This window comes from Curtobacterium sp. MCPF17_046 (assembly GCF_003224295.1).
Taxonomy (GTDB): Bacteria; Actinomycetota; Actinomycetes; order Actinomycetales; family Microbacteriaceae; genus Curtobacterium.
Genome location: NZ_QKLB01000024.1, coordinates 1 through 25393 on the forward strand (window position 1 = coordinate 1; position 25393 = coordinate 25393).

Annotated in this window: 26 protein-coding genes; 16 read left to right on the top strand and 10 right to left on the bottom strand. The window is 73.4% G+C overall.

Annotation, left to right across the window (positions count from 1 at the left end):
* Positions 1–275 (bottom strand): hypothetical protein (locus DEJ32_RS15340; protein ID WP_220033042.1); only part of this gene is annotated, 275 nt, incomplete at its 3' end.
* A gap of 40 nt (positions 276–315) precedes the next feature.
* Between DEJ32_RS15340 and DEJ32_RS15345 the strand changes: the two genes are divergently transcribed.
* Together DEJ32_RS15345 and DEJ32_RS15350 are read left to right on the top strand one after the other, a co-directional pair.
* Positions 316–1215 (top strand): hypothetical protein, encoded by a 900-nt coding sequence (locus DEJ32_RS15345; protein ID WP_146234192.1) that lies wholly within the window; start codon positions 316–318, stop codon positions 1213–1215.
* 89 nt (positions 1216–1304) lie between these two features.
* Positions 1305–3806, top strand: a complete 2502-nt coding sequence (locus DEJ32_RS15350) for a hypothetical protein (protein WP_110901914.1) — start codon at positions 1305–1307, stop codon at positions 3804–3806.
* A gap of 529 nt (positions 3807–4335) precedes the next feature.
* Here DEJ32_RS15350 and DEJ32_RS15360 read toward each other — a convergent pair.
* Entirely contained in the window at positions 4336–6216 is a 1881-nt protein-coding gene (locus DEJ32_RS15360) for a gamma-glutamyltransferase family protein (RefSeq protein ID WP_110901916.1), read from the bottom strand.
* A gap of 194 nt (positions 6217–6410) precedes the next feature.
* On the opposite strand from DEJ32_RS15360, the gene DEJ32_RS15365 reads away from it, so the two are divergent.
* From DEJ32_RS15365 to DEJ32_RS15385, 5 genes are all read left to right on the top strand, one after another.
* Positions 6411–7568, top strand: coding sequence for a peptidoglycan DD-metalloendopeptidase family protein (locus DEJ32_RS15365; protein WP_110901917.1), 1158 nt, complete (start codon positions 6411–6413; stop codon positions 7566–7568).
* A gap of 37 nt (positions 7569–7605) precedes the next feature.
* Positions 7606–8229 carry a DNA alkylation repair protein gene (locus DEJ32_RS15370; protein ID WP_110901918.1) on the top strand — a complete coding sequence of 208 codons (624 nt, stop codon included), beginning with the start codon at positions 7606–7608 and terminating at the stop codon, positions 8227–8229.
* Between the two features lie 91 nt (positions 8230–8320).
* Positions 8321–9163 carry a cytochrome c oxidase assembly protein gene (locus tag DEJ32_RS15375; RefSeq protein ID WP_146234193.1) on the top strand — a complete coding sequence of 281 codons (843 nt, stop codon included), beginning with the start codon at positions 8321–8323 and terminating at the stop codon, positions 9161–9163.
* A 119-nt stretch (positions 9164–9282) separates the two neighbouring features.
* Entirely contained in the window at positions 9283–10488 is a 1206-nt protein-coding gene (locus DEJ32_RS15380) for a zinc-dependent alcohol dehydrogenase (protein ID WP_110901920.1), read from the top strand.
* Complete coding sequence (locus DEJ32_RS15385; protein WP_110901921.1) at positions 10485–11510, top strand: NAD-dependent epimerase/dehydratase family protein; 1026 nt, start codon at positions 10485–10487, stop codon at positions 11508–11510. Before DEJ32_RS15380 ends, DEJ32_RS15385 begins: the two co-directional genes overlap by 4 nt.
* A gap of 147 nt (positions 11511–11657) precedes the next feature.
* Here the strand turns inward: DEJ32_RS15385 and DEJ32_RS15390 are convergent, their stop codons facing one another.
* Positions 11658–12131, bottom strand: a complete 474-nt coding sequence (locus DEJ32_RS15390; RefSeq protein ID WP_309146435.1) for a MarR family transcriptional regulator — start codon at positions 12129–12131, stop codon at positions 11658–11660.
* A gap of 211 nt (positions 12132–12342) precedes the next feature.
* Here DEJ32_RS15390 and DEJ32_RS15395 point away from each other — a divergent pair, with 211 nt between their 5' ends.
* The 3 genes from DEJ32_RS15395 (at position 12343) to DEJ32_RS15405 (ending at position 14826) form a co-directional block, all read left to right on the top strand.
* Complete coding sequence (locus DEJ32_RS15395) at positions 12343–12990, top strand: hypothetical protein (RefSeq protein WP_110901922.1); 648 nt, start codon at positions 12343–12345, stop codon at positions 12988–12990.
* Positions 12991–13084: 94 nt separating this feature from the next.
* A complete protein-coding gene (locus tag DEJ32_RS15400) occupies positions 13085–13969 on the top strand; it encodes a S26 family signal peptidase (protein WP_110901923.1) in 885 nt (294 codons plus the stop codon).
* On the top strand, positions 13966–14826 hold the full coding sequence (locus DEJ32_RS15405; protein WP_110901924.1) for a LamG domain-containing protein: 861 nt from the start codon (positions 13966–13968) through the stop codon (positions 14824–14826). The genes DEJ32_RS15400 and DEJ32_RS15405 overlap by 4 nt, the downstream gene beginning before the upstream one ends.
* A gap of 39 nt (positions 14827–14865) precedes the next feature.
* Here DEJ32_RS15405 and DEJ32_RS15410 read toward each other — a convergent pair whose 3' ends face one another.
* A complete protein-coding gene (locus tag DEJ32_RS15410; RefSeq protein WP_110901925.1) occupies positions 14866–15864 on the bottom strand; it encodes a signal peptidase I in 999 nt (332 codons plus the stop codon).
* A 42-nt stretch (positions 15865–15906) separates the two neighbouring features.
* Entirely contained in the window at positions 15907–16509 is a 603-nt protein-coding gene (locus DEJ32_RS15415; protein WP_110901926.1) for a hypothetical protein, read from the bottom strand.
* A 115-nt stretch (positions 16510–16624) separates the two neighbouring features.
* Here DEJ32_RS15415 and DEJ32_RS15420 point away from each other — a divergent pair, with 115 nt between their 5' ends.
* Genes DEJ32_RS15420 through DEJ32_RS15430 form a run of 3 tightly spaced genes read left to right on the top strand, consistent with a single transcriptional unit; the run spans position 16625 to position 18256 of the window.
* The gene (locus DEJ32_RS15420; protein ID WP_258369100.1) at positions 16625–17107 is read left to right on the top strand and encodes a MarR family winged helix-turn-helix transcriptional regulator; all 483 of its coding nucleotides are present in this window, start codon (positions 16625–16627) and stop codon (positions 17105–17107) included.
* Positions 17108–17156: 49 nt separating this feature from the next.
* Positions 17157–17822, top strand: coding sequence for a pentapeptide repeat-containing protein (locus DEJ32_RS15425; RefSeq protein WP_110901927.1), 666 nt, complete (start codon positions 17157–17159; stop codon positions 17820–17822).
* A complete protein-coding gene (locus tag DEJ32_RS15430; RefSeq protein ID WP_110901928.1) occupies positions 17819–18256 on the top strand; it encodes a DUF6314 family protein in 438 nt (145 codons plus the stop codon). Before DEJ32_RS15425 ends, DEJ32_RS15430 begins: the two co-directional genes overlap by 4 nt.
* A 61-nt stretch (positions 18257–18317) precedes the next feature.
* Here the strand turns inward: DEJ32_RS15430 and DEJ32_RS15435 are convergent, their stop codons facing one another.
* On the bottom strand, positions 18318–19277 hold the full coding sequence (locus tag DEJ32_RS15435) for an NAD(P)/FAD-dependent oxidoreductase (protein WP_110901929.1): 960 nt from the start codon (positions 19275–19277) through the stop codon (positions 18318–18320).
* Between the two features lie 66 nt (positions 19278–19343).
* Here DEJ32_RS15435 and DEJ32_RS15440 point away from each other — a divergent pair, with 66 nt between their 5' ends.
* A complete protein-coding gene (locus DEJ32_RS15440) occupies positions 19344–19955 on the top strand; it encodes a helix-turn-helix domain-containing protein (protein WP_110901930.1) in 612 nt (203 codons plus the stop codon).
* Between the two features lie 81 nt (positions 19956–20036).
* On the opposite strand, the gene xylB is transcribed toward DEJ32_RS15440, so the two are convergent.
* The 3 genes from xylB to DEJ32_RS15455 form a co-directional block, all read right to left on the bottom strand.
* On the bottom strand, positions 20037–21545 hold the full coding sequence (gene xylB, locus DEJ32_RS15445) for a xylulokinase (protein WP_258369101.1): 1509 nt from the start codon (positions 21543–21545) through the stop codon (positions 20037–20039).
* Positions 21538–22731: a xylose isomerase gene (xylA, locus tag DEJ32_RS15450; RefSeq protein WP_110901931.1), complete on the bottom strand. Its 1194-nt coding sequence runs from the start codon at positions 22729–22731 to the stop codon at positions 21538–21540. The genes xylB and xylA overlap by 8 nt, the downstream gene beginning before the upstream one ends.
* Before the next feature lie 120 nt (positions 22732–22851).
* A complete protein-coding gene (locus DEJ32_RS15455; protein ID WP_110901932.1) occupies positions 22852–23604 on the bottom strand; it encodes a TetR/AcrR family transcriptional regulator in 753 nt (250 codons plus the stop codon).
* A gap of 131 nt (positions 23605–23735) precedes the next feature.
* Between DEJ32_RS15455 and DEJ32_RS15460 the strand changes: the two genes are divergently transcribed.
* Complete coding sequence (locus DEJ32_RS15460) at positions 23736–24857, top strand: LacI family DNA-binding transcriptional regulator (RefSeq protein ID WP_110901933.1); 1122 nt, start codon at positions 23736–23738, stop codon at positions 24855–24857.
* Between the two features lie 67 nt (positions 24858–24924).
* On the opposite strand, the gene DEJ32_RS16365 is transcribed toward DEJ32_RS15460, so the two are convergent.
* The gene (locus DEJ32_RS16365) at positions 24925–25086 is read right to left on the bottom strand and encodes a hypothetical protein (protein ID WP_181419509.1); all 162 of its coding nucleotides are present in this window, start codon (positions 25084–25086) and stop codon (positions 24925–24927) included.
* Positions 25087–25224: 138 nt separating this feature from the next.
* Between DEJ32_RS16365 and DEJ32_RS16585 the strand changes: the two genes are divergently transcribed.
* Positions 25225–25356 (top strand): hypothetical protein, encoded by a 132-nt coding sequence (locus DEJ32_RS16585; protein WP_258369102.1) that lies wholly within the window; start codon positions 25225–25227, stop codon positions 25354–25356.
* The last annotated feature ends 37 nt before the right edge of the window (positions 25357–25393 follow it).

Below are 25393 nucleotides of genomic sequence, written 5' to 3' on the forward strand. Positions count from 1 at the left end.
GAGATGTCTCGTGGGCTCGGAGATGTGTATAAGAGACAGCCCGCGGCGCCCGCCGCCGCCGCGCCGAGCCACCCGGCCCCCGCCCAGCACGCGCCGACCCCGGCCCAGAGCGCTCCGACCCACAGCACGCCGTCGCAGAGCGCCCCGACCTCGAGCAGCCCGACGCACAGCACGCCGACCCACTCTGCTCCCGCGGCACACGCGCCGGCGACGTCGAGCGCGACCCCCACCGGCACGCACGCCCCGAGTGGCACCCGCCCGACCACGTCGGTCACCGACGGCATCGTGGCGGCCGCGAGCGGAGCCTCCCGTCCGGTGACCGACACTGTCGGTGCGATCCTCAGCCCGGTGACCGACACCGCCTCCTCCGTCCTCGAGCCCGTGACTGGGGCCGTCGGAACCGTCGCCGACGGCGGCCCCGTCACCGCAGTGGTCGACACCATCGACCAGGTGGTCGGGAGCCTCCCGGTCGTCGGTGCGCTCCTCGGCGACGACACCCTCGGTGGTGTCACCGCCCCGGTGACCGGCATCGTCGATGACACGCTCGGCACCGTCGGCGGCGTCGTGACGCAGATCCCCGGCGTGGTCGCCGAGCTGCCGACCGTCGTCGACCAAGTCCCAGGAGTCGTCGGCGGGCTTCCGACCGGTCCGGTCCTGCCCGACGGGCCGCTCCTGCCGGGAGGCTCGCTCCCCGGCGTCGACGTCCCCTCGCTTCCGGTGGTCCCCGGCTCTGGCACCGGTCCGGCCGCGGGTCCCGCGCCCGTGGCGACCACGACTCCGGTCGGGGACCGGCCTGTCCGCACAACGGACGGCAGCACCGGCTCCGCCGCCGAGGCGCCTGCCATGTCGGCCACCGCCGATGTGACGTCAACCCGCGGCACCGCCGACCCCCGCACCGTCGCCCTCGGTCACGTCGCCACCGACCCCGTTGCCACCGTGACCGCGACCTTCACGGAGCCACCCCCCACGGTCACCGTCGACGGTGCGGCGCTCGTCCTCCCGCTCGGTGGCGCACCGGTGCACACGCCCTTCGACGGCGGCACCGCGGGCACCACGGGCGGCAGCACCTCCGGCGGATCCGCCGGCGCGAACCTCCTCGGCACCGTCGGTGCCGAGGCTCTCACCTCCCCCCTCGCCGCGGGCCTCCGCGGCTCGGTCTCCGACGACGCCGTCCCGGCTTCGCTCGTCGGTGACCACGACGTCGCTCCCGATTGAGATCGGCGCACCTGCCCGTCACGGCAGGACGCGCCACCGACCGCCTCTGTGTGCGGTCGACCATCCATCTCGATCAGGAGTGAACGACCATGAACAAGAACGTCTCCCGAGGGCTGTGGTTCGCCCTCTGTGTGGGCGGGCTGACCTTCGGTGGAGCCGTCGCGGCGAACGCGGCGACGACCACCGGTGAGGACGGCACCGTCTCCGGAACCCAGGTCGCGCCGACCGTCGACGCGCCCGTCTCCGTCACCCGCAACGCCTTCGGCATCGTCGGCGACGCGGTCTCCACCGCTGCCGCACCGGCAGCTCCGGCTCCGGCGGCACCTGCACCCGCGGCACCTGCGCCCGCGGAACCAGCACCCGCAGCACCGGCACCTGCTCCCACCACGAGCGGGGCCGACGGCATCGCGTCCGGCACGCAGGTCGTGCCCGACGTCAGCGCTCCCGTCGCGGTGACCGGCAACGCCGTCGGTGTCCTCGGGGACGCGGTGGCCGCACCGGCCACCGCTGCTCCGGCTCCGGCTCCGGCTCCTGCGCCGGCCGCCCCTGCCCCTGCTCCGGCGGCAACCGCACCCACCACGTCCGGTGAGGACGGGCTGCTCTCCGGCACCCAGGTCGCCGGCGCGGTCGACGTGCCGGTCACGGCGACCGGCAACGCCGTCGGGGTCCTCGGTGACGCTGCCGCCACCGGTTCGACCTCCGGGTCGGCTCCGGCCGCTCCGGCAGATCCGGCCGGTGACACCACGAGCGGCTCGACCTCCGGGGAGGACGGCGTGCTCTCGGGCACCCAGGTCCTGCCGGACATCACGGTCCCCGTCACGGTCTCGGGCAACGGGATCGGCGTGCTCGGAGACGGATCGGCCACCGGGACCTCCGCGGCCCCGGCAGCTCCGACCGGTGGCACGACGAGCGGCTCGACCTCCGGGTCGGACGGGATCATCTCCGGCACGCAGTTGCTCGGGACCGTCTCGGTCCCGATCACGGTGACGGGCAACGGGATCGGTGTCCTCGGCGACGGATCGAGCTCTGCCACGGGCTCGACCCCGACGGGCGGTACGACCGGCACGGGTACGACGCCAGCTGCCGGTGGCACCACCTCCGGTGAGGACGGCATCGGTTCCGGCACCCAAGTGTCACCGGTGGTCTCCGTCCCGGTGACGGTCGGTGGCAACGGGATCGGTGTCATCGGTGACGGCACGACCACCGGGGGCGACACGACCGGTTCGACCCCGACGGCCGACACGGGTACGACCCCGGCTGCCGGTGGCACGACCTCGGGTGAGGACGGCATCGGTTCCGGCACCCAAGTGTCACCGGTGGTCTCCGTCCCGGTGACGGTCGGTGGCAACGGGATCGGTGTCATCGGTGACGGCACGACCACCGGGGGCGGCACGACGGGTTCGACCCCGGCCGCCGGCACGGGTACGACGCCGGCTGCCGGTGGTACCACGTCCGGTGAGGACGGCATCGGCTCCGGCACCCAGGTGTCGCCCGTGGTGAACGTCCCGGTCACCGTCGGTGGCAATGGCATCGGCATCGTCGGAGACGGCACCAGCACCGGCGGCACCACGACCGGCACGGCCCCCACCACCGGCACCGCCCCGACGGCCGGTGGCACGACCTCGGGCGAAGACGGCATTGCCTCCGGCACCCAGGTCACCCCGGTGGCCTCGATCCCAGTCACGATCGGTGGCAACGGGATCGGCATCGTCGGAGGCGGCACCAGCACCGGCGGCACCACCACCGGCACGACCCCCACCACCGGTACGGGCACCGCTCCGGCGGCCGGTGGCACCACCTCCGGCGAGGACGGCATCGGCTCCGGCACCCAAGTCACCCCGGTCGTCTCGATCCCGGTGACGGTCGGTGGCAACGGCATCGGAGTCATCGGTGACGGCACCAGCACCGGTGGCACCGCCACCGGTACCACCCCCACGACCGGCACCGCCCCGGCCGCTGGTGGCACCACCTCGGGTGATGGCGGTGTCGGCTCCGGGACGCAGATCATCCCCGTCGTGAACATCCCGATCACGGTCGGTAACAACGGCATCGGCATCATCGGAGACGGCACCACGACCCCGGCCACCGGCACCACGCCCGGAACCACGCCGGGTACCGACCCCGGAACCACGCCGGGTACCGACCCCGGAACCACGCCGGGTACCGACCCCGGCACCACCCCGGGTGCCGACCCCGGCACCACGCCCGGCACCACCCCGGGTACCGACCCCGGCACCACGCCGGGCACCATCCCGGGCTCGACGCCGAACACCGGGACCACTCCCGGTGACACGGGCAACACCCCCGACGCCGGTACGACCCCGGTCGTCGAAACCATCCCGAACACCGGCACCACGCCGCTCGTCGACACCGACACAGCCCCGGTCGTTACGGCAGACGTAGTCCGGTCGACCCCGACCCTCGTGTCCTCCGCTCCGGCAGCAGCTGCAGCGACCGGGGCAGAGGCGACGGCGAACACCGCCGGCACCCTCGCCTACACGGGCGCGGGCAACCCGGCGTCCCCGGCACTGGCAGCGGTCCTGCTGCTGCTCGCCGGACTCGGGACACTGACCCTGCGACGCCGTCACTGAAGGGCAACCATAGAGAACAGGGCGCGGAGCACCGGGAGACCGGTGCTCCGCACCCGCCTGCCCGAACAGGTCAGCGCGACCACCGGCCTCGAGAAGTTTGAGGCGCCTTTGGGGGCAGCAAGAAACTTGCGCTGGCCTCAAAGGGTGACGGCACCGGCTCAATCAGTTGAGTGCTGCTCCTCCGATGAGCCGGAGATGCGCCGATAATGGATGTTATGTCAGAGCAGTTGAGGCTGATGAAGGCAAGCTCGCTTTCTACCTCGTCCGACTACTTTCCTCTCTTTCCCGCGGCTGCCACCGAAAGCGGAGATGTGTTCACGGCCCCCGGCGAGTACGACCAGCGGCCGGAGCCCCGGTCCACCGACGACGGGGAGATGCGAATCGCACCACTGTTGCCGCCCTGGTTGCAGATGACGAGACTGATCTGACGTCGGTGGGACGGTCGACTGCAGTCGCCGGGTCAGGGCGCCCCTGGCCCCGCCGCTCACACGGACTGGACACCGCCTCGAGGTCCGGCCCAGCCTCGAACTCAGCGCCCCGCCGCGTACCCCTGCGCCCCGCGGGGGTTCGCCGCAGCACCGAGGACCCCGGTCGACGGGTCCCGGGTGACGCAGCACAGCCGACCCAGGCTCCAGTCGCCGGCGCGCGTGACCACGTGCCCGCGCGCCTCCAGGCCGGCGACCACGTCGTCACCGAGCCGGTCCTCGACCACCAGGCCCGCCGGCTCCCACGTCCGCGGCCAAAACGACCCGGGGAACGACGTCGTGTGCAGGGCCGGGGCGTCGATCGCCTGCTGCGGCGTGTACCCACCGACGATGCAGCGCAACAGGAACAGCAGCTGCCACTGGTCCTGCTGGTCGCCACCGGGCGAGCCGAGGGCGGCGACGGGGACACCGTCGCGGAGGACGAGCGTCGGCGTGAGCGTCGTGCGGGGGCGCTCGCCGGGGCGCAGGGTGGACGCGGTGCCCTCCTCGAGCCACGTCATCTGCAGCCGCGTGCCGAGGCAGAACCCGAGCTCCGGGATGGTCGGCGACGACTGCAGCCAGCCGCCGGAGGGCGTCGCGCTGACGATGTTGCCCCAGCGGTCGACGACGTCGATGTGGCACGTGTCCCCGCGGGTGTCGCCGTCGGGCGCGACGAACGGTTCGCCGCGGTCCTCCACCGGTACCTCGGCACGCTCGTCCACCGGGCCGCGCCGGGCGCCGGGCACGGTGGGCTCGCCGACCCCGGCCGCGCCGGTCACGTCGTACGAGGTGCGGAGCGGCGGCAGGACCGGCTCGACGCCCGGCACGGAGCCGGGACGGAACGCGTCCGATGCGGTGTCCCCGATGAGCGCCCGACGCTCGGCCACAGCGGCGTCGGCGAGCAGGACGTCGAGCGGGACCGTGCCGTCGCCGTAGTACGCGTCGCGGTCCGCCATCGCGAGCTTCAGCGCCTCCACGATCGTGTGGGCGCCGAGCTCGGTGGACGGGTCCAGGCGCTCGTCGTCGAGGGGCTCGAGCATCCGCAGGGTCTGCAGGAGCGCCGGACCCTGCCCCCACGGACCGGTCTTCGCGATCGTGTGGCCGCGGAACGTCGCCGTCGTCGCCGGCTCGGTGGTCGCCCGGAACGCGGCGAGGTCACCGGCGCGGATGACGCCGGCGTGGTCGGTGCCGGACGAGTGCCGGTGCGGCTGCCGGACGAACGCGTCGATCGTGGTCGCGACGAACCCCTCGGCCCACTCCCGACGGGCGGCGTCGATCCGGGAGGCCCGTCCACCGTCTGCCTCGTCCCCCGCGTCGACGAGGCGGTCGAACACCGCGGCGAGCGGCTCGTTGCGCACGACGTCCCCGGTGACGGGAGGCGCGCCTCCCGGCAGCCACCGCTCGGCGGAGGTCGGCCAGTGGTCGCGGAACAGGTCGGCGACCGCGCCGATCGTCCGGACCACGCCCGCGCTGACCGGGTGGCCGTCGCGGGCGTACCCGATCGCCGGGGCCAGCACGTCGGCGAGTTCCCACGTGCCGTGGTCCCGCAGCAGCAGGAGCCATGCGTCCACCGCGCCGGGGACGGCCGCGGCGAGCGCGCCGGCGCCCGGCACGAGGTCGAGTCCCTCGGCGCGGAAGTGCTCGGGGGTGGCCGCTGCCGGGGCGGGTCCCTGGCCGACGAGGACCACGGGCGCGGGGTCGGCCGCCGTGGCGAACACGGCGGTCAGGTCACCGCCCGGGCCGTTCAGGTGCGGCTCGACCACGTGCAGGACGAAGGCCCCGGCGACGGCGGCGTCGAACGCGTTCCCGCCGCGCTCCAGGACGGACTGGGCGGTGGCCGTGGCGATCCAGTGCGTCGACGCCGTCATGCCGAACGTGCCCTGCAGGTCGGGTCGCGTCCGGTCGGCCGACGGTCGGACGAAGGCGGGGTTCGGCTGGGGGAGCATGCGACCCATCCTGTCCCGGAGTGGGCGAGCACACCGGCAGCTGTCGCGCACGCCCCCGGTCCTGGGGATACCCGCAACCGGTTCCGGCTGCGAACCTTGACCGTCGGCGCGTACAGGGACGTGCCACATCAGGACACGCACCGCGCCGGCGCTCGGCGCCCGCGGTGGTCGCACCACGAGCAGGGACACCACGCATGATCAGGGCACGAGCACGCTTCGCCGCGGCCGTCACCGCCGTCGCGATCGCGGCCGCGGGACTCGTCGCGGTTGCGGCGCCGGCGCAGGCCGCCACCTACACGAGCGCCGTCAAGGCCGGGACCACACTGCAGCCCGGCGACTCCGTCAACTCCAAGAACGGGCAGTTCCGGCTCGTCCTGCAGGGTGACGGCAACCTCGTCGAGTACGGCATCGGCAACGCGGTGCTCTGGGCCTCCAACACGGCCAACCAGCCGGGGGCCACCGTCGTCGTCCAGAAGGACGGGTACCTGACGATGGTCCGGAACGGTCGGGTCGTGGCGCAGTGGGGATCGGGTGGCGGTGCCGCCAAGGACTTCGGCGTCCGGGCGGACGGTGAACTGCGCATGCGGAAGGTCGGCAACGGGATGTTCTGGCGCATCGCGACCTTCCAGAACCGCATCACCTCGGGCGGGACCCTCGCGGCCGGCACGACCCTCCGTGCGAGCGCCGCCTCGCCCCGCACGCTCGCGATGCAGGCCGACGGCAACCTCGTGCAGTACGTCAGCGGCACGGCGGTGTGGTCCTCGCAGACCTTCGGCAACCCGGGCGCCTACGCGGCGCTGCAGCCCGACGGCAACCTCGTCGTCTACTCGGCGGATGGCCATCGTGCACTCTGGTCGACGCGGACCTCCGGGAAGGGCCCGGCGCAGTTGCTCGTACAGGTCGACTCGAACGTCGTCCTCTACGGCTCCGCGGACACCCGCATCTGGTCGTCGCGTCCGGTGACGGGCCTGCTCTGGCCGGTGAAGACGACGCGCATCTCCGGCCGCTACGGCGACGACCGCGGTGCCGGCCACGTCCCGCGCTACCACCAGGGCACCGACGCGGTCGTGCCGGTCGGCACGCCGGTGTACTCGTCCGGGCGGGGAACGGTCACCTCGGTGGTCCGCAACCACGCCAGCTACGGCAACTACATTGTCGTCACCTACGGGCTGACGACCGTGCTGACGGCGCACCTCAGCGAGATCGAGGTCACGCAGGGGCAGGTGGTCTCGGTCGGCAAGGAGATCGCGAAGTCGGGCAACACCGGGCAGTCGACGGGCCCGCACGTGCACGTCGAGACCCGGGTGAACGGCACGCTCAAGGACCCGCTGACGGTGCTGCACTTCCGCTGACCCGCTCCCGCCGGGTCCCGGTCGTAGGGTGGGCGGGATGCCACATCCCACCGCCGAGGACGTCCTCGCCGCGTTCGCGCGCACCCCGGGTGACGTCGCCGCCGCGCGCCGGATCGCACGGCGCTTCACCGACCTGGACCCGGGGGAACGGTCGGCACTGCTGTGGAGCGACGACCCGGGTGGGCGGACCGTCGCGGTCGTCATGCTCGTCCAGGCCGCACGGCAGCACGCCGACGCGGACCTGACCGACGAGTTCCTGTCGGCGCTCCGGGCGGAACGCATCGACGACCCGGTGCTCGTCGACCTGGCCGCCGAGGAGCTCGTCGGCGTCCCGTTGCTCGGCGGGTCCACCGGGCCGCTGTACGCGCTCGCGAAGTCGGACGTGGCGCTCGTCCGGCGGGCCGCGGTCGTGGCCACCCTGGCGTTCGTCAAGCAGGGCGACGCGGAGGTCCCGCTCGGGCTGGCCGGGCGACTCGTCCGGGAGCGCGGCGAGGTGGTGCAGTCCGCCCTGGGGTGGGTGCTCCGCGAGACCGGCAAGCGGGCGTCCGAGGAGGCCCTGGTGGCGTTCCTCGACCGACACGGGCGCGCCCTGAGCCGCGCGGCGCTCGAGACCGCGACCGAGCACCTCCCCGCTGCCGAGCGGGACCGACTCCGCGCCTGAACCGGCCTGGTACCCGTCGCAGGAGCGCACCGCGCCGAACACGGTGCACCGGTCTCCGACAGGATGGACCGACGACGACAGGAGCCCTCTGGTGCACTCTCACGGCGGCATGCTCGGGACCTTCACCCTCATCGCCCTCACCCTGGCCGGCGCCGTGTACGTCGTCGGCGCGGCCGGACAACGGCGTCGCGGCCAGCCGGCGTGGCCGATCCCCCGGACGGTCGCCTGGATCGCCGGGCTCGTGGCCGTGGCCGCGGTGCTCGTCGGACCACTCGGGCACGCCGGGAACCACGACCTCACCACGCACGTCCTCGGCCACGTCGTCATCGGCATGGTCGCGCCCGTGCTGCTCGTGCTCGGGTCCCCCGTGACGCTCGCCCGCCGGACGCTCGAACCGGTGCCGCTGCAGCGACTCGGACGACTCGCGGGCAACCCGCTGACCAAGGCGCTCGCGTTCCCGGTCGTCGCCGCGGTCCTCGCCGTCGGTGCGTCGTGGCTGCTGTACACCGGGCCCACCGCAGCCGAGTCCACCCGCGACCCGGGGCTGCACTCCGTCGTGATGATCGGGTTCCTGCTCGCCGGGCTGCTCCTCACCGCCGCGGTGGTCGGGGTGTCCGCGGGCATCCGCCGGAGCCCGCGCTGGCTCCGCGTCGCCGTGCTCGCCCTGTCGACCGCCGTCCTCGGAACCGAGGCGGTCCTGATGGCCGTCGACGGGGTCCCCGGCATCGCCGCCGACCAGGTGCCCTCGGCCGCTGCCGCGCTCGGCGGGGGCGCGGTGCTGTACGCCCTCGTGCTCGGCGCGGTCGTGGCCACCGAGCGTCGCCGCGACGAGCGTGCCGCCCGTGAGGAGCAGGACGTCCTGACGGCGCGCAGGACACGGCCGGCAGGACCCGTGCCGTCGACGGACCAGGTCCGCTCCGGTCAGCAGGTCTGACCCGCCGTCCGGTGCGCTGACCGGCCCACGCTGGGAGGTGCCACGCGGCGGAGGCGTACCGATGGACGGAGCGTGCCGGGCCTCCCGTCCGGCCCCGCCGCGACGAGAGGAGCGCACACATGCGCGCACTGACCTGGCAGGGCACCGAGAAGGTGTCCGTCGAGACCGTTCCCGACCCGACCATCCAGGAGCCGACCGACGCGATCGTCCGGATCACCTCCACGGCGATCTGCGGCTCCGACCTGCACCTGTACCGCGTCCTCGGCCCGTACATCGACAAGGGCGACGTCCTCGGCCACGAGCCGATGGGCATCGTCGAGGAGGTCGGTTCCGCCGTCACGAACCTCAAGGTCGGCGACCGCGTCGTCATCCCCTTCAACATCTCCTGCGGCCACTGCTACATGTGTGCGCGCGGGCTCCAGTCGCAGTGCGAGACCACGCAGGTGACCGAGTACGGCAGCGGCGCGTCCCTGTTCGGCTACACGAAGATGTACGGCCAGGTCCCCGGCGGCCAGGCCGAGTACCTCCGCGTGCCGCACGCCGACTACGGCCCCATCAAGGTGCCGCACACCGGCGCGGACGAGCAGTGGCTGTTCATGAGCGACATCATCCCGACCGCCTGGCAGGCCGTGCAGTACGCGGACGTCCCCGAGGGCGGCACGCTCGCGGTGCTCGGTCTCGGTCCGGTCGGCCAGTTCGCCGCCCGCATCGGCAAGCACCTGGGCTACCGCGTGCTCGCCGTCGAGCCGGAGCAGGTGCGTCGTGACCTCGCCGCGAAGTACGGCATCGAGACGTTCGACCTGTCGAAGGACCTCGTCGCCGAGCTCGTGGACCTGACCGACGGCCGCGGCCCGGACGCCGTCGTCGACGGCGTCGGCATGGAGGCACACGGCAACCCCGCCGCCGGGTTCGCCCAGCGCGCCGCCGGCCTGCTGCCCGACAAGCTCGCGCAGAAGGCCATCGAGACCGCGGGTGTCGACCGCCTCGACGCCGTGCACACCGCGATCGACCTGGTCCGCCGCGGCGGCACCGTCTCGCTCTCGGGTGTCTACGGCGGCATGGCCGACCCGATGCCGATGATGACGCTGTTCGACAAGCAGATCACCATCCGCGAAGGCCAGTGCAACGTCCGCCGCTGGGTCGACGACCTCATGCCGCTCGTCGAGGACCCCTCCGACCCGCTCGGCACGCTCGACCTGACGACGCACAAGGTCTCGCTCGAGGACGCCCCGCACATGTACGAGGTCTTCCAGAAGAAGGAGGACGGCTGCATCAAGGTCGTCCTCGACCCGGCGCTGCCCGCGGGTTCCTCGGCCGCGGCATGACCAGGGTCGTCATCGTCGGCGCGACCGGGAACGTCGGGAGCGCGCTGCTCCGACGGTTCCGGGACGCCGGCGCCGACCTGGTCGGGGTCGCCCGGCGACTGCCCGACCTGCGGGCCGAGCCCTACGACGCCGCGCTCTGGCACACGGTCGACGTCGGCGCGGTCGACGCCGTGGACCGGCTGGCCGCCGTCTTCCGCGGCGCGGACGCCGTGGTGCACCTCGCCTGGGCGCTGCAGCCGACGCACGACATCCCGGCGCAGCACCGTACCGACGTCACCGGGACCGCGAACGTGCTCGCCGCCGTCGCCGCGGCCGGCGTGCCGCAGGTCGTCGTCGCCTCGTCCGTCGGCGCGTACCGCGGTGTGGACGTGGCCGGCAAGCGCACCCCGGTGGACGAGAGCTGGCCCGCCGACGGCATCCCGACCGCCACGTACTCCGTCCACAAGGCCGAGAACGAGCGCGCGATGGACGTGTTCGAGCGCGAGCACCCGGACGTGGTCGTCACCCGGATGCGCCCGGGGCTCGTCTTCCAGCGGGACGCCGCGGCCGAGATCCGCGGGCTGTTCCTCGGCCACCTCGTGCCGATGCGCGCCGTCCGGTTGCTGCGGTTCGCCGTGCTGCCCCTGCCGTACCCCTTCGTGTTCCAGGCCGTGCACGCCGACGACCTCGCCGACGCCTTCTGGCGCGCGATCGACCGGACGGCCGGCGGCGCGTTCAACGTCGCCGCCGCGCCCGTGCTCACCCCGCCGCGGATGGCCCGGGTGCTCGGGATGCTCGGCGCGGTCCGCGTGCCCCTGCGGCTCGTGCGCGCGTTCGTGACGCTGACCTGGCGGCTGCGCCTGCAGCCGACCGACGCGGGCTGGGTGGACATCGCAGCCGGCGTGCCGATCATGCGGACGGACCGTGCGCGCGAGGTGCTCGGCTGGGAGGCCCGGCACAGTGCCGAGGACGCCATGCGCGACCTGGTGGCGGGGTTCGCCGACGGCCACGGCGTGCCGGAGACGCCGCCGCTGCGCGGCTGAGGTCCGCCGGAGAGCGGACCGAGCGGCACCGGTACCGGCCCGCACCGGTACCGATCCCGACCCGCAGGGACACACGGGCGTCACGGTCCCCTCCGACCGTGGCGCCCGTCGTCGTGCGGGGAGCGTGCGGTCAGGACGGACCGGCGGTCAGCGGGACGCCTCGTCCGACCCCGGTGTGGGTGCCGCGGTCGCCGCCTGCTCGTACAGGCCGGTCGCCAGGTCGTTGAGGACCGCGTGCAGGTCGCCGCGGTGCCGGGTGTCCACGGCGCGGAGCATCGCGACGTAGCGACGGCGGTAGTCGCCGACGACCTCCTCGCCCGCAGGACGGAGGCGCAGCAGCGACCCGCGACGGTCGTTCGGGTTCGGGGTGCGTTCGAGCAGACCGGCGGACGCCAGCCGGTCGATCAGGTTCGTCACGGCGCCGGAGGTCAGGCCCAGGAACCCGGCGACCTCGGTCGGGGTGGAGTACCCGGTGTCGCTGACGAGGACCAGCGCACGCAAGCCGCTCTCGTGGACGCCGGCACGGGCGCTCAACTGCCCGACGAGGCTCGCGTTCGCGCGGACGACCGCGTCGAACGCGGCCATCAGGTCGGTCGCGCCGTCCTCGTCCTGTCCCGTCACCACCTGGTCCCGCCCCTCGCTCGTTGCGGAAGAGTACCGGGCCGACACGACCGTGCCGGACGCCGTCGCGCCTCCCGTCCTGCCCTGGCCCCCGCTCTGGGGGCGGACTCGGGCTTTCATCTGGCTCAACCCGTCATTATCTTGATCATCAAGCAATCACTCCTCCGAAGGATTGCACCCCCACACCGACCACCGAACATCGAGGTACCCCGTGTCCAACCCGCTCCGCACCTCCCCGCTGAAGCGCCTCCGCTTCGCCCCCGTTGCGCTCCTCGCGGGCATCTTCGCGGCCGTGCTCCTCTCCCTCTCGCTCACCGGCACCCTCTCCGGGTTCGCCGCGAGCATCACGAACAGCAGCAACACCGCCGCCAGCGGCACGCTGATCATGCAGGAGCAGAACGCCAACGCGTCGGTCACCTGTCTCAGCACCGACGGCGGCTCGGTCTCCACCAACTCGGCGACCTGCTCGACCATCAACAAGTTCGGTGGCAGCACGACGATGACCCCGGGCAACACGGTCAACACCGCGATCACCATCAAGAACACGGGCACCGCCGCCGCGAACACCTTCACGCTGACCCCCGGTGCGACCTGCACGCAGACGGCGAACGGCACGTCGAACGGCACCGCGACCGACCTCTGCGCGAAGATGAACCTCGTCATCACCTCGGGCTCCACCACGGTCTTCTCCGGCACCCTCGCCAGCTTCAAGGGCGCCGCCGCGATCTCGCTGCCCACCGCTCCCGCCGCCGGTGCGAGCGTCCCCTTCAACTTCGCCGTCACGCTCGACTCCTCGGCCGGCAACACCTACCAGGGCCTCGCCGCCTCGGTCCCGATGACCTGGACCTTCACGGCCTGATCCGCCCCGCCCAGACCGGCGACGCTCGACCGACCCCCCTACGGTCGAGCGTCGCCATCACCCGTGACCGACACCGACCAGGACGGAGCAGCACATGAGCCAGACCTCGGCCATCCCGCTCAGCGGGACACTGCCGCGGCCGCTCCTGCGTGGGCGAACGTTCAGCCGCTCCGAGTCCGTCCTCGCCTGGTCGGTCGCCGTCATCGCCGCGGTCCTCCTGACCGCCGCGATGCTGTTCCTCACCAACGGCGGCCGCTGGTTCGTCGTCGAGACGCCGTCGATGGGTGAAGCCGCCCCGGTCGGCACGCTCGTGCTCGACATGCCCGTGCAGGCCTCGTCGCTCCGCGTCGGCGACATCGTCTCGTACAGCGTCGCCGCGAACCCCGACGTCGTGTACACCCACCGGATCATCGAGATCGACCCCGACGGCGGCATCCGCGCCCGGGGCGACGTGAACGGTGCCGCCGACCCGTGGACCCTGACCCAGGACGACCTGGTCGGCGCCCCGGTCCTGCTCGTCCCGCACCTGGGCTGGCTCTTCAAGGCCACCCCGGTCCTCCTGGTCGGGACGCTCCTCATCTGGGGCCTGACCAGCGCCTTCACCGACCGGGTCACCCGGAGCAGCCTGCGCATCGCCGGCGGTTCCCTCACGGTCTCCTACGCGGCCTTCCTGCTCAAGCCCTTCGTCAACGTCACGACGATCTCGAACAGCACGTCCCCCGGCTCGGTCGAGGCGACCGTCGTCTCCTCCGGGATCTTCCCCGTCCGCGTCGACGCGGTCGGCGGCAACGCCGTGCACCTCGTCGACGGCGAGGTGGGGCGGGTCACCATCACCGAGCTCAACCGGCACGGTCACTACCAGCTCATGTCGAGCATCGACCTCGACCCGACGGGCTGGGCCCTGCTCGTCGCCGCCTGCCTGGTCCCGCTCGTCCTCTGCCTGGTGGTCGGACGCGTGCAGACGGTGCGGCCCTCGTGAACCCCGGTCGTCTCCGCGACGGCAAGGTCGTCGCGCTCCTGCTGGTCGTCGCACTCGCCGTCGTCCTCCTCGTCAACCAGTTCGCCCCGACCCGCTCGGGCTTCAGCGCGAAGGTGACGAACGGGTCGAACTCCGCCGGCACCGCGGCGTCGAACACCTGCACCGGTGCGGTCGGCTTCGACGCCACCGCCAGCAATGCCCTGTTCGCGTACAAGCTGACCGAGCCGTCCGGCTCGACGACCGCGGCCGACTTCTCCGGCAAGGGCGCGAACGGCACCTACCAGGGCGGGATGACCGCGAGCGCCCCGAGCCCGGTCGCCTGCCCCCGCGACCCCGGGACCGCGTGGCTCCTCGACGGAGCGTCCGACTTCCTCTCCACCCCCGCGGCGCAGCGGAACCCCGTGACCTTCAGCGAGGAGGTCTGGTTCCGCACCTCGGTGGCCGGCGGCCTGCTCATCGGCTTCGGCGGCAGCCAGGTCACCGTCTCCGGCCAGCACGACCGGCAGATCTACCTCAACACGAACGGGCAGCTCGTCTTCGGCGCCTACAACGGGGCCACGCAGGTGGTGACCTCGCCGAAGTCCTACAACGACGGCGCGTGGCACCACGTCGTCTCGACGATGTCCGCCACGACCGGCATGCGGTTGTACGTCGACGGCGCGCTCGTGGCCTCGAACGCGAACTACACGGCGCCGGAGAACTACACCGGGTACTGGCGCATCGGGTACGACACGATCTCCGGCTGGCCCGGAGCGCCGGCGAACCCGTACTTCACGGGTTCGATGCGGTTCGCTGCCGTCTACAACTCCGTGCTCACCGCGGCGCAGGTGAGCAGCCACTACGTCGCCGGGCGCTGACTCCGGGGTAGGCCGCGGACCGGCGTCCGACCGGGCCCGTCAGCGGGCGCAGGAGGTGCGGCCGAGTCCGAACAGCCGGATCGTGGTGATCCGCACGGTGGACGGCGACGTGGCCGTCCACGTGTCGGTGAGGTCGGTGCGCACGCTGATGGTCGACGTCTTCCAGACGAAGAAGTCCGACGCGCCCAGCGTGACGTCCCGCTCGCCCGCAGCGGTGCTGATCCCGCTCGCGGCCCCGTCGACCAGGACGGTGAAGCGTTCGGGTGCGACCCCGGAGTAGGTCCATGCCACGTCGACCGCGGCGTTGCCGACGTTCGTGCAGGTGAGCCCGGTCACCGGGGTGGCGACCGCGGTGGTGATCGAACTGGCCCCGGTGGTCGTGGTCGCTGCGAAGGCAGCGGCCGCCGCGGGTGCGGGCAGTGCGACCCCGACGACGGCACACACCGCCGCCGCGACCACGACGGCCCGGGCGCGGGGGCGGCGCGGACGTGCGGCACGGTGACGGCCGTGGCGCGGGAGCCGGTCGGTCGGGGCGTCGGTGCGGGTGCGCACGGCGGGCACCACGGCGAACCCGGCGAGCACGACGATCCCGGCGGCCAGTGCGACGAGGGGCACGGTCCGGTGCTCCGCGGCCCAGACGACCGGGAGCCCGACGAGCGGGACACGCAGGTACCCGACCCCGACGACCGAGGACCGCGCGACGGCGGTCGAGTCCGCCTCCGGGTTCGCGTCGCCCTTCGTGACGAGCTCGCCGTGGGCGTCCACGTCGTGGAGGCGGTGCAGGCGCAGCACGCCGGCGTGGTCGGGGTCCGGGAAGAGCAGCACCTGACCCGCCCGGAGGTCGTGGGCCGGGACCGGCTTGCTCACGACGACGTCACCGGGCAGCAGGGTGGGCTGCATGGAGCCCGTCATCACGGTGGTGGTGTGCCACCCGAGTGCGAGCGGAGCGATGCCCCAGAACGCGACGCCCACGAGTGCCGCGATGACGCCACGAGCGGCGAGCACGACCGTGAACCGGAGCCACGACGACGAGCGCATGCCGATCCTCCTGTCCGGTGGGCGTGCGGTGGTGGGCAGGGACTAGAGGTTCTGGGCTTCCCAGGTGAAGCCGAGGCTGGCGGTGGCGCCCATGAGGGTCGCGGGTGCGTCGGGGGAGACGGTGTACGTGATCTGGAAGGTCCGCGTCTCGGGCTTCGTGCCCGCGGTCTTCCACGTCCCGAGGCCGGACGCGTAATCCTTCCGGGTCGACACGAAGGACGCGAGCGAGCCGTCGTAGAGGGTGCCGTCGGTCCCGGTCGCCGCCGTGAACCCGTCACAGGTGCCGTAGCCGCCGCCGGTGCCCTGCTTGACCTGGAGGGTCACGGACGAGGCCAGGGCCTTGGTCTGGGTGACGTCCTTCGCGTACATGCGGACGGCGCTCGGCAGGCTGCCGCTCGAGGTCACCGCGATGCAGTTCGTGTCGGTGGACCCGGGCTTGAGGTTCGACGCGGAGAACAGCGCGCCGTTCGAGGCGTCGTTCGTCAACGCGACCGTGCCCATCGACCAGTTGTCGGCACCGTCGGACGAGGTCGCCGAGAAGGCCGAGTAGCTCGCCGTGGAGACGGCGACGCCGGCGGCGAGCAGCGCGGCGGGGATCACGGCGAAGGTGCCGAGGCGAGCGAGGGTGCGGGTAGGGCGACGCATTTCCGGGTTCCATCCTGATCGTGTCGCCTCGATTTTCGAGGCATCTGCGACTGTACGCCTCGATTTTCGAGTTTGTCAATCTTCGTGATGAACGGATGTCGACTATGCTCGGCACGTGACCGCACCTCCCCGGCGCCCCTCCACCGCCGACCTCGACCGCCTCCTCGACGAGGCCGTGGCGACCTTCTACGGCGCACAGGTCGAGCACGCGCACCTCATGCAGCACCTCGCCGTCCGGCACGGTCTGAACCCGGTGGACCTCCGCGCGCTGCAGTTCCTCGGCGCGGTCGACGACGACCGCACGCCGAAGGAACTCGGCGGGTACCTCGAGATGGGGACGGGGGCCGTGACCGCGCTCCTCGACCGGCTCACCCGGCAGGGACTGCTCGACCGCGTCCGCAACCCCGATGACCGGCGCAGCGTCCGGATCGAGCTCACGCTCGACGGGGTCGCGGTCCTCGGGTCCGTGCGGGCCGCGTACCGCCAGGTGCTCGAGGGCGCCGTGGCTCCCGAGTCCTTCGAGCTGTTCATCGACTTCACCGGGCGGATGGCCGACGCCCTGCGAGCAGCCGCCCGTCCGGACGAGGCCGACGTCTGACGATCCCGGTGGCCACCCCGTGGTCGTCCGTCCGCGGCAGACTGGGGGCATGGCACGGAAGACCGGCGTCGCGGCGCCCCGCATCACCCTGACCGAACCGGCAGACCTCGAGCCGTGGTCGCCCGGAGCCGGGGACGTGCTGACCGGTGACCGGATCGACGGCAAGCGCATCGACGTGCTCGACGTGGCGGGGGAGCGGCTGCCCGACCTGGAGCTCGAGGAGTGCGTCGTCGGGACCCTCCGGGCCGACGGCGCCGACCTGCGCGGGCTCCGCATCCGGGACACCGTGGTCGAGGTGCTGGACGCCCCCGTGCTCCGTGCCCAGAGCGGCGCGTGGCGCGAGGTCCGGATCGCCGGCGGACGGATCGGGTCGGCCGAGCTGTACGACAGTTCGTTCAGCGCGGTGGAGTTCGTCGGCATGAAGCTCGGGTTCGTGAACCTCCGCGCGTCGGTGCTCACCGACGTGGTGTTCCGCGACTGCGTCATCGACGAGGTCGACATCGCGGACGCCCGGCTGCAGCGCGTGGCCTTCCCGGGCAGCACGATCCGGGAGGTCGCCGGGGCGGACACCCGCATCGAGGACGTGGACCTCCGCGACGCCGACCTCGACCGGGTGGAGCGGCTCGACGGGCTGCGCGGTGCGACGATCGGCGGCGAGCAGCTGTACACGCTCGCGCCGCTGCTCGCCGCACAGGCCGGGTACCGGGTCGAGTGACGGCCACCGAGGCATCCGCCCCGGCACTGCTGCTGCCCACCGACCTGCTCGGGCGGTGGGACCTGCACCGGACGGTGCACGACCGCCTCGCCGGGGTGACGGGCACGGTGACCGGCTCCACCGAACTGACGGCCGAGGACGACGGGTCCGTGCGCTGGCGCGAGGCGGGGACGATGGTCCTCGGCGCCACCGAGACGCCGGTGTGGCGCACCCTGTCCGTCCGTCGCAGCACCGGTGACCGGTGGTTCGTGCACTTCGCCGACGGCCGGCCGTTCCACGACTGGGCGTGGGGCGACCGTGTCGAGCACGCCTGTGCGCCGGACGACTACACGGGCCTCCTCACCGGGACGCCCGAGCGGTGGCGGGTCCGGTGGGAGGCCCATGGCCCGGCCAAGGACCTGGTGCTCGACAGCGTGCTGACGCCGGCACGGTGACGCCGGTGCGCCGCCGCAGCCGCGCAGCAGCCACGTGGCCGCAGCCACGCGGGCGGACCGATCAGCGCCGCAGTGCCGCCGCCACGTCCGCCTGCAGCAGGTCCCCGTGCACCGCGGCCCCGGTCTGCGTACCCGCTGCCGCCGAGCCGATGACCGTCAGCATCGCGTTCGCCACGTTGCCGGCCGCGTAGACGCCGGGGACGTCGGTCTTCCCGAGCGCGTCGACGGCCAGGACCCGGCCGAACCGGGTCCCGTTGGCCTCCTGGTCCACGGGCGTCAGTCCGAGCCCCGCGGCCCAGTCGACCCGGGCCTCGACACGACTCGCGGCCGCCAGGGCATCGAGTCCGACGACGGACCCGTCCGGCAGCTCCACGCCGCTGAGCCGGTCGCCGTCGGACAGCACTCGCGCGACGGGGGAGTGGACGACCGTGATCCCCCGTGCAGCGAAACCGGCGAGGACGGTGTCGTCGACGGCGCCGGGATCGGCCACGAAGGCCGTCACGTCCTCGCTGAGGGCCCGGAACATCTGCACCTGGTGCGCTCCGGCCGGTGTCGTCACCAGGACGCCGATCCGTCGGTCGCGGACCTCCCACCCGTGGCAGAACGGGCAGTGCACGACCCCGCGGCCCCACTGCTCGGCCAGTCCGGGGACGTCCGGCAGCAGGTCGACGCCACCGCCGGTGATGACCACGCGGCGTGCTGCGACGACCTCGCCGCTGTCCAGGGTGAGGCGGAACCCGACCGGGTCGTCCTCGGTGACGGGCGTGGCGGACGCGGCCACGATCCTCCCGTCCGTGACGGTGACGCCGTAGCGGGCCGCCTCCTCTCGGCCGACGCGGACGAGGTCGAGGGGTGCGGTGCCCTCCTGGCCCAGGTAGTTGTGGACGCCCTCGGCGGGGGCGTTGCGCGGTTCGCCCGCGTCGACGACGAGCACGGAGCGGCGCGAGCGCCCCAGGATGAGCGCTGCGGACAGGCCGGCGGCACCGCCGCCGACGACGATGACGTCATGGAGTTCGGACATGTGGGGATCCTCCGCCGAGCGGATCCTCCGCGGCAAGCTCCGTTGCCGGCATGGCAACATGGGGGCATGGCACACGCACGGGAGGACCGCCCCACGGAGCCGACGACGGCCGACGTCGTGGACGCGGTCGGCCCACGGCTCCGAGCGCTCCGCACGCGACGGGGCACCACCCTCGCCGCACTCGCGGAGCGCACCGGCATCTCGGTGAGCACCCTGTCCCGGCTGGAGTCCGGCCAGCGGAAGCCGACGCTCGAACTGCTGCTGCCGCTCGCCCGCGCGTACCAGGTGCCGCTCGACGACCTCGTCGGGGCACCGGCGACCGGGGACCCTCGGGTGCACCTCAAGCCCGAGCGGCACGGTCGCCGTGTCGTGATCCCCCTGACGAAGCGGACCGGGGGCGTGCGCTCGTTCAAGCAGCTCATCGAGCCGCACGACCACGGATCGGACACGACGCTGAAGACCCACGAGGGCTACGAGTGGCTCTACGTGCTGTCCGGTCGGCTCCGACTGGCGCTCGGCGACGAGGTGTTCGACCTCGGCCCGGGCGAGGTCGTCGAGTTCGACACCCACACCCCGCACTGGGTCGGCAACGTGACCGACCAGGTCACCGAGGTGCTCTGCCTGTACGGGCCGCAGGGGGAGCGGGCGCACGTCCGGTCCAGCCCGCGGGCTGGCTGAGGGCACGGACGCCGGACACGACGACGGCGGCGAGCCGCAACGTCATCGCGTTGCGCCCCGCCGCCGACGTGCGCTCCGCGGTCAGCCGACGGCGGCCCGGTAGCGCTCGAGCACCTCGGGGTGCGGGTCCGCGGGGATCGCCGTGGTCGGGATCGACCAGCCGGGCAGTGACCCGGTGACGACCCACGCGGCCTGACGGGCAGCGCCGGCGGCGACGTACTCGCCGGGTTCCGGCACGAGGACCTCGCGGCCGAACACCTGCGCGGCGACGACCCGGACGGCCTCGTTCTGTGCGGCACCGCCGATGAGCAGGAGTCGCTCGACCGTGACCCCCGTGCGCTCCACCGCGGCGAGCCCGTCGGCGAGGGCGCAGAGCATGCCCTCGACCGCCGCCCGGGCCAGGTGTGTCCGGTCCGTCGTCGCTGGCGTCATGCCGAGCAGCGACGCGGTGGCGTCCGGTCGGTTCGGCGTGCGCTCACCGACGAAGTACGGCACGAGGACGAGCCCGTCGGCACCGGCCGGCGCCTGCAGTGCCAACCGCCCGAGCTCGGCGTGGTCGACGCCGAGCAGGCCGCCGACCACCTCGAGCACGCGCGCCGCGTTGAGCGTCGTGACGATCGGCAGGCGGGCACCCGTGGCGTCCGCGAAGCCCGCGACCGTGCCCGTCGGGTCCTCGATCGCGGTGTCGGTCACGCCGAACACCGTGCCGCTCGTCCCGAGGGACACCGCGACGTCGCCCGCCGCCAGGCCGAGGCCCAGTGCGGCGCCGGCGTTGTCCCCCGCGCCCGCCGTGACGACGAGCCCGCGGGAGGCCCGCGCACCGCCCGGCAGGTCGACGTCCTGCTCGAGCGTGCCCATCGCCTCGGACGGCGCGACCACGCGCGGCACGATCACCGCGTCGCCGTCGTCACCGGTCTCGGCCCCGCGCAGCGGACGGCCCAGGGCGAGCTCGAACAGCTCCGGGTCGTACTCGCGGCGGGCCGGGTCCCAGTAGGCCGTGCCGCTGGCGTCCGAGCCGTCGGTCGCCAGGGCGTCCAGGTCGGGGCCGAGCGGGCTCTCGTCCGCAGGGCCGTAGCCCCGGAGGCGCCAGGACAGCCAGTCGTGCGGGAGCGCGACGGCCGCGACGCGGGCCGCGTGCTCCGGCTCGGCGTCGCGGAGCCAGCGCAGCTTCGTGGCGGTGAACGAGGCCACCGGGACGAGACCCGTGCGGGCGACCCACGCCTCCCGGCCGAGTTCCTCGACCATCGCGGCGGCGGCGGCCGCGCTGCGGACGTCGTTCCAGAGCAGGGCCGGGCGGATCACACGGCCGTCGGCGTCGAGCACGACCATGCCGTGCTGCTGCCCACCGATGCCGATCGCGGCGACGTCGTCGAGCCCGCCGGCGTCCGCGACGGCGGCGCCGAGGGCGTCCCACCAGGCGGTGGGGTCGACCTCGGTGCCGTCCGGGTGGGACGCGCGGCCGGAGCGGACGACCTCGCCGGTGGCGGCCCGCCGGACGACGACCTTGCAGGACTGCGTGGACGAGTCGACCCCGGCGACGAGGAGGTCCTCGTCACCGGGGTCGGTCGCGCTGGAGGCGATCTCAGCCACGAGCGCCCATCAAGTGCTCGAGGGCGAGCTGCTGCAGCTTGACGAAGCCGAAGCCCTTGCCGCCGAAGTACGCGTCGGCGTCGAAGTCCTCGTAGGCGGAGGTGTCGGCGAGGAAGTCGTCGTACGACTCGCCCGCGTTCAGCGTCGGCTGCGCGAGCTCGGTGACCTTCGACGCCTCGAGGGCTGCCTGCACCTCGGGGTCGGCGCGGAACGCCTGGGCACGCTCCTTGAGGAGCAGGTACATGCGCATGTTGGCCGCGGCTGAGTCCCAGACGCCGGTGAAGTCCTCGGTGCGGGACGGCTTGTAGTCGAAGTGACGCGGGCCGTCGTAGGCGCGGCCGCCCTGCGGGGCACCGTGCTCGAGGAGGTCGACGAGCGAGAACGCGTTCTGCAGGTCGCCGTGACCGAAGACGAGGTCCTGGTCGTACTTGATGCCGCGCTGCCCGTTCAGGTCGATGTGGAAGAGCTTGCCCGAGTACAGCGCCTGCGCGATGCCGGCGGTGAAGTTCAGGCCCGCCATCTGCTCGTGGCCGACCTCGGGGTTCACGCCGAACAGCTCGGGGCGCTCGAGGGTGTCGATGAACGCGATCGCGTGGCCGAGCGTCGGGAGCAGGATGTCGCCGCGGGGCTCGTTCGGCTTCGGCTCGATGGCGAACTTGATGCCGTAGCCCTTGTCGGTGACGTACTGGGCGAGGAGGTTGACGGCCTCGCGGTAGCGCTCGAGCGCCGCCTGGACGTCCTTGGCGGCGTCGTACTCGGCGCCCTCGCGGCCACCCCACATGACGAACGTCTCGGCACCGAGCTCGGCGGCGAGGTCGACGTTGCGGAGCACCTTGCGGAGCGCGAACCGGCGGACGTCGCGGTCGTTCGAGGTGAAGCCGCCGTCCTTGAAGACCGGCGCGGAGAACAGGTTCGTGGTCACCATCGGGACGACGAGGCCGGTCGACTCGAGCGCGCCCTTGAGGCGGTCGATCTGGGTCTGACGCTCGGCGTCGGTCGAGCCGAACGCGAAGAGGTCGTCGTCGTGGAAGGTGAGGCCGTAGGCGCCGAGCTCGTCGAGCTTCTCGACCGCCTCGACCACGTCGAGCTGGGGGCGCGTCGGGCCGCCGAAGGGGTCCGAGCCGTTGTAGCCGACGGTCCAGAGACCGAAGGAGAACTTGTCGTCGCGGGTGGGCTGCACTGCCATGGGGTCTGCCGATCGTCGTCGAGCGCATTTGTTGTCAGCGAGAACATATGCGCTGCACCGGCCCGAGCGCAACCCCTCGACGGCGCGCCGACGCCCCGCCCCGCGCCTCCCGGCCGGGCGTCAGAGGTCGTAGACGCCGTCGAGGCCGCCGCCCGCGACCGGCCCGCGCAGGGCCCAGCCGCGGCGCAGCTCCGTCGTCGCCGTCCGGAACGCCGCCAGGACGTCGAGGCCCTGCCGGAGCATGCCCTGCAGCTGCAGTCCCTCGTACAGGGCGAGCAGCTGCACGGCGGCGCTCCCGGTGTCGACCGACGCCGCTTCCCGTCCGGTGGCGACGTCGCTGTCCAACAGCTGCCGGACCGTGCGGTGGAAGGCCTCGTACTGGTTCCGGTAGAACGGCGCCGCCGGGTTCAGCGGGTCCGCACCCGCGGTCAAGCTGCTGACCAGCAGGCGCATCATGCGGGGGTCGGCGAGGTTCGCCGCGATCAGGCGTTCCAGGAACGCGACGGCACCGTCCCCCGTGGCGTGCTCCAGCAGCGGCCGCAGACGGACCTCGTGCCACCGCATCACGGCGACGGCGAGCAGGCTCTCCCACGTCGGGAACTCGCGCTGCACCAGCTCCGGGGCGATCCGTGCCTGGGCCGCGACGGCGTCACCGGTCAGGTGCAGGCTGTCGCCGGTGCGGATGAGTTCGATGGCGGCCTCGGCGATGCGGATGCGGAGGCGTGCCTGCTCGAGGCGCTCGTCGTCCGCGGTGCCCGTTCCCGCCCCGGTGCCCGTTCCCGCCCCGGTGCCGGTGTCGACCCGGGGTGCCGTGTCGGTCGTGTCGGTCTCCGTGCCGGTGGCGCTGTCGGCGGAGCGGGCATCGGTGGTCATCGCAGCCTCGGTTCGTCGTTCGGCCCCCAAGGGTGGACGGGGCTGTGCACCGCCAGTCTGGCGAAGGTCCCCGCGGTGGTGCCTGCCCCAGTAGGCGGGGCAGCGACTGCGCGTGCTGCGATACTCGCTGCATGGGCGTCGACGCTGCGGGCGGGTCCGGCTCGCGGCCGACCCTCGGGACGATCGCCCGCCGGGCCTCGGTCTCGCTCGCCACCGTGTCGAAGGTCCTGAACGGCCGCCCCGGTGTCTCCGGTCCGACCCGGGAGCGCGTCGAACACCTGCTCGCCGCCTCCGGCTACGCCCAGCGGGACCGTCCGCCCGAGCCCGGGTCCCTCGTCGAGCTCGTCGTCGAGGACCTGGCCAGCGAGTGGTCGATCGAGATCGTCCGCGGTGTCGAGCAGGTCGCCCGGGAGCACGGCTACGCGCTGTCCCTCTCGGCGCTCGGCGCCGACCACGCCGTGGGTGAGGACTGGATCGCCGGCGTGCTGCACCGCCGCCCGGTGGCGGTCGTCCTGCAGTTCTCCGCCCTCACCGCGGGCCGACGCGACCAGCTCCGCGCGCGGGGCATCCCGTTCACGGTCGTCGACCCCGTCGGCGACCCGCCCGCCGACGTCCCCGTGGTCGGCGCGACGAACACCGCCGGGGGAGCGGCCGCGACGCAGCACCTGCTCGACCTCGGGCACCGCAGGATCGCCGCGATCGCCGGGCCCCTCGACATGCGCTGCGCCGCGGACCGGTTGGCCGGTCACCGCGCGGCGCTCGCCGCGGCCGGACGGGAGGCCCGGACCACCTCCGCCGGGACGGCTGCGGTCGACGACGGGGCGGCCGGGCACGTCGTCGTCGCCGACTTCAGCCGCGCGGACGGCGAGCGCGCAGCCCGTGTGCTCCTCGCGACGGCGCCCCGACCGACCGCGATCGTGACGGGCAACGACCTGCAGGCCCTCGGCGTGCTCGACGCCGCTCGGGCGTCCGGCCTGCGGGTGCCCGAGGACCTGTCGGTCGTCGGGTTCGACGACGTGGCACCGGCACGGTGGGCACGTCCGGCGCTGACGACGATCCGGCAGCCGCTGCAGGAGATGGCCCAGCGGGCGACACGAATGGCGCTCCGCCAGCACGCGGGGGGCGCGACCGGACCGGTGGGGGACGTCGACGACGGGCCGGTCCGGGTCGAACTCGCGACGTCGCTCGTGGTGCGCGACTCCACGGCCGCACCCGGTCCCGGGACGCGGGACGCGCCTCCCGTCCGACGCTGACGGCCGGCGCGGGCCGCGCAGGTGGGGTCACCGGTCGACGCGGCACCGCGGGAGCCGCGTCCGGCGCTCACAGGTCCGGCAGCCGGCGGCCCTGAGCGGTGTCGTTCCAGGTCGTCCGACCGCGTGCGTCCGTCCACGCGTGCAGTCCGCCGTGGCCCTGTGGGAGCCCACAGCGCCACCGGTCGAACACGCTCGGGCAGCGGTCCTCGGTCGGGATCGGGTCGGCCATCGATGTCCTCCAGTCGTCCGGGTCCGTCGCCCGGCTCTCTCCTCATGACGTGTTCGGAGGGCGTTCCGTCACGGATGGCGTCCGACCCGGTCCGGAGGCCCGTCGAGAGCGACCGCCCTGCTCGGTAGGGTCGGGCGCATGAGCATGGACCACGTCGACGTCGACTGGGAGCACGCCCGCGACACGAACCGCGCGAACTGGGACGACCGGGTGCCGATCCACGAGGGCGCCTACGCGCGCGACGCCTTAGCCGACCCGGCCCACCGGTAGGACGTCGTCCGCGAGGACCTGCCGGCGCTCACGCCCT

Excerpts from the sequence above, each read along its gene's own strand:
- DEJ32_RS15350 (WP_110901914.1), top strand. The coding sequence starts at position 1,305 with ATGAACAAGAACGTCTCCCGAGGGCTGTGGTTCGCCCTCTGTGTGGGC.
- DEJ32_RS15360 (WP_110901916.1), bottom strand. The coding sequence starts at position 6,216 with ATGCTCCCCCAGCCGAACCCCGCCTTCGTCCGACCGTCGGCCGACCGG.
- DEJ32_RS15365 (WP_110901917.1), top strand. The coding sequence starts at position 6,411 with ATGATCAGGGCACGAGCACGCTTCGCCGCGGCCGTCACCGCCGTCGCG.
- DEJ32_RS15370 (WP_110901918.1), top strand. The coding sequence starts at position 7,606 with ATGCCACATCCCACCGCCGAGGACGTCCTCGCCGCGTTCGCGCGCACC.
- DEJ32_RS15380 (WP_110901920.1), top strand. The coding sequence starts at position 9,283 with ATGCGCGCACTGACCTGGCAGGGCACCGAGAAGGTGTCCGTCGAGACC.
- DEJ32_RS15385 (WP_110901921.1), top strand. The coding sequence starts at position 10,485 with ATGACCAGGGTCGTCATCGTCGGCGCGACCGGGAACGTCGGGAGCGCG.
- DEJ32_RS15400 (WP_110901923.1), top strand. The coding sequence starts at position 13,085 with ATGAGCCAGACCTCGGCCATCCCGCTCAGCGGGACACTGCCGCGGCCG.
- DEJ32_RS15410 (WP_110901925.1), bottom strand. The coding sequence starts at position 15,864 with ATGCGCTCGTCGTCGTGGCTCCGGTTCACGGTCGTGCTCGCCGCTCGT.
- DEJ32_RS15415 (WP_110901926.1), bottom strand. The coding sequence starts at position 16,509 with ATGCGTCGCCCTACCCGCACCCTCGCTCGCCTCGGCACCTTCGCCGTG.
- DEJ32_RS15425 (WP_110901927.1), top strand. The coding sequence starts at position 17,157 with ATGGCACGGAAGACCGGCGTCGCGGCGCCCCGCATCACCCTGACCGAA.
- DEJ32_RS15435 (WP_110901929.1), bottom strand. The coding sequence starts at position 19,277 with ATGTCCGAACTCCATGACGTCATCGTCGTCGGCGGCGGTGCCGCCGGC.
- DEJ32_RS15440 (WP_110901930.1), top strand. The coding sequence starts at position 19,344 with ATGGCACACGCACGGGAGGACCGCCCCACGGAGCCGACGACGGCCGAC.
- xylA (WP_110901931.1), bottom strand. The coding sequence starts at position 22,731 with ATGGCAGTGCAGCCCACCCGCGACGACAAGTTCTCCTTCGGTCTCTGG.
- DEJ32_RS15455 (WP_110901932.1), bottom strand. The coding sequence starts at position 23,604 with ATGACCACCGATGCCCGCTCCGCCGACAGCGCCACCGGCACGGAGACC.
- DEJ32_RS15460 (WP_110901933.1), top strand. The coding sequence starts at position 23,736 with ATGGGCGTCGACGCTGCGGGCGGGTCCGGCTCGCGGCCGACCCTCGGG.
- DEJ32_RS16365 (WP_181419509.1), bottom strand. The coding sequence starts at position 25,086 with ATGGCCGACCCGATCCCGACCGAGGACCGCTGCCCGAGCGTGTTCGAC.
- DEJ32_RS16585 (WP_258369102.1), top strand. The coding sequence starts at position 25,225 with ATGAGCATGGACCACGTCGACGTCGACTGGGAGCACGCCCGCGACACG.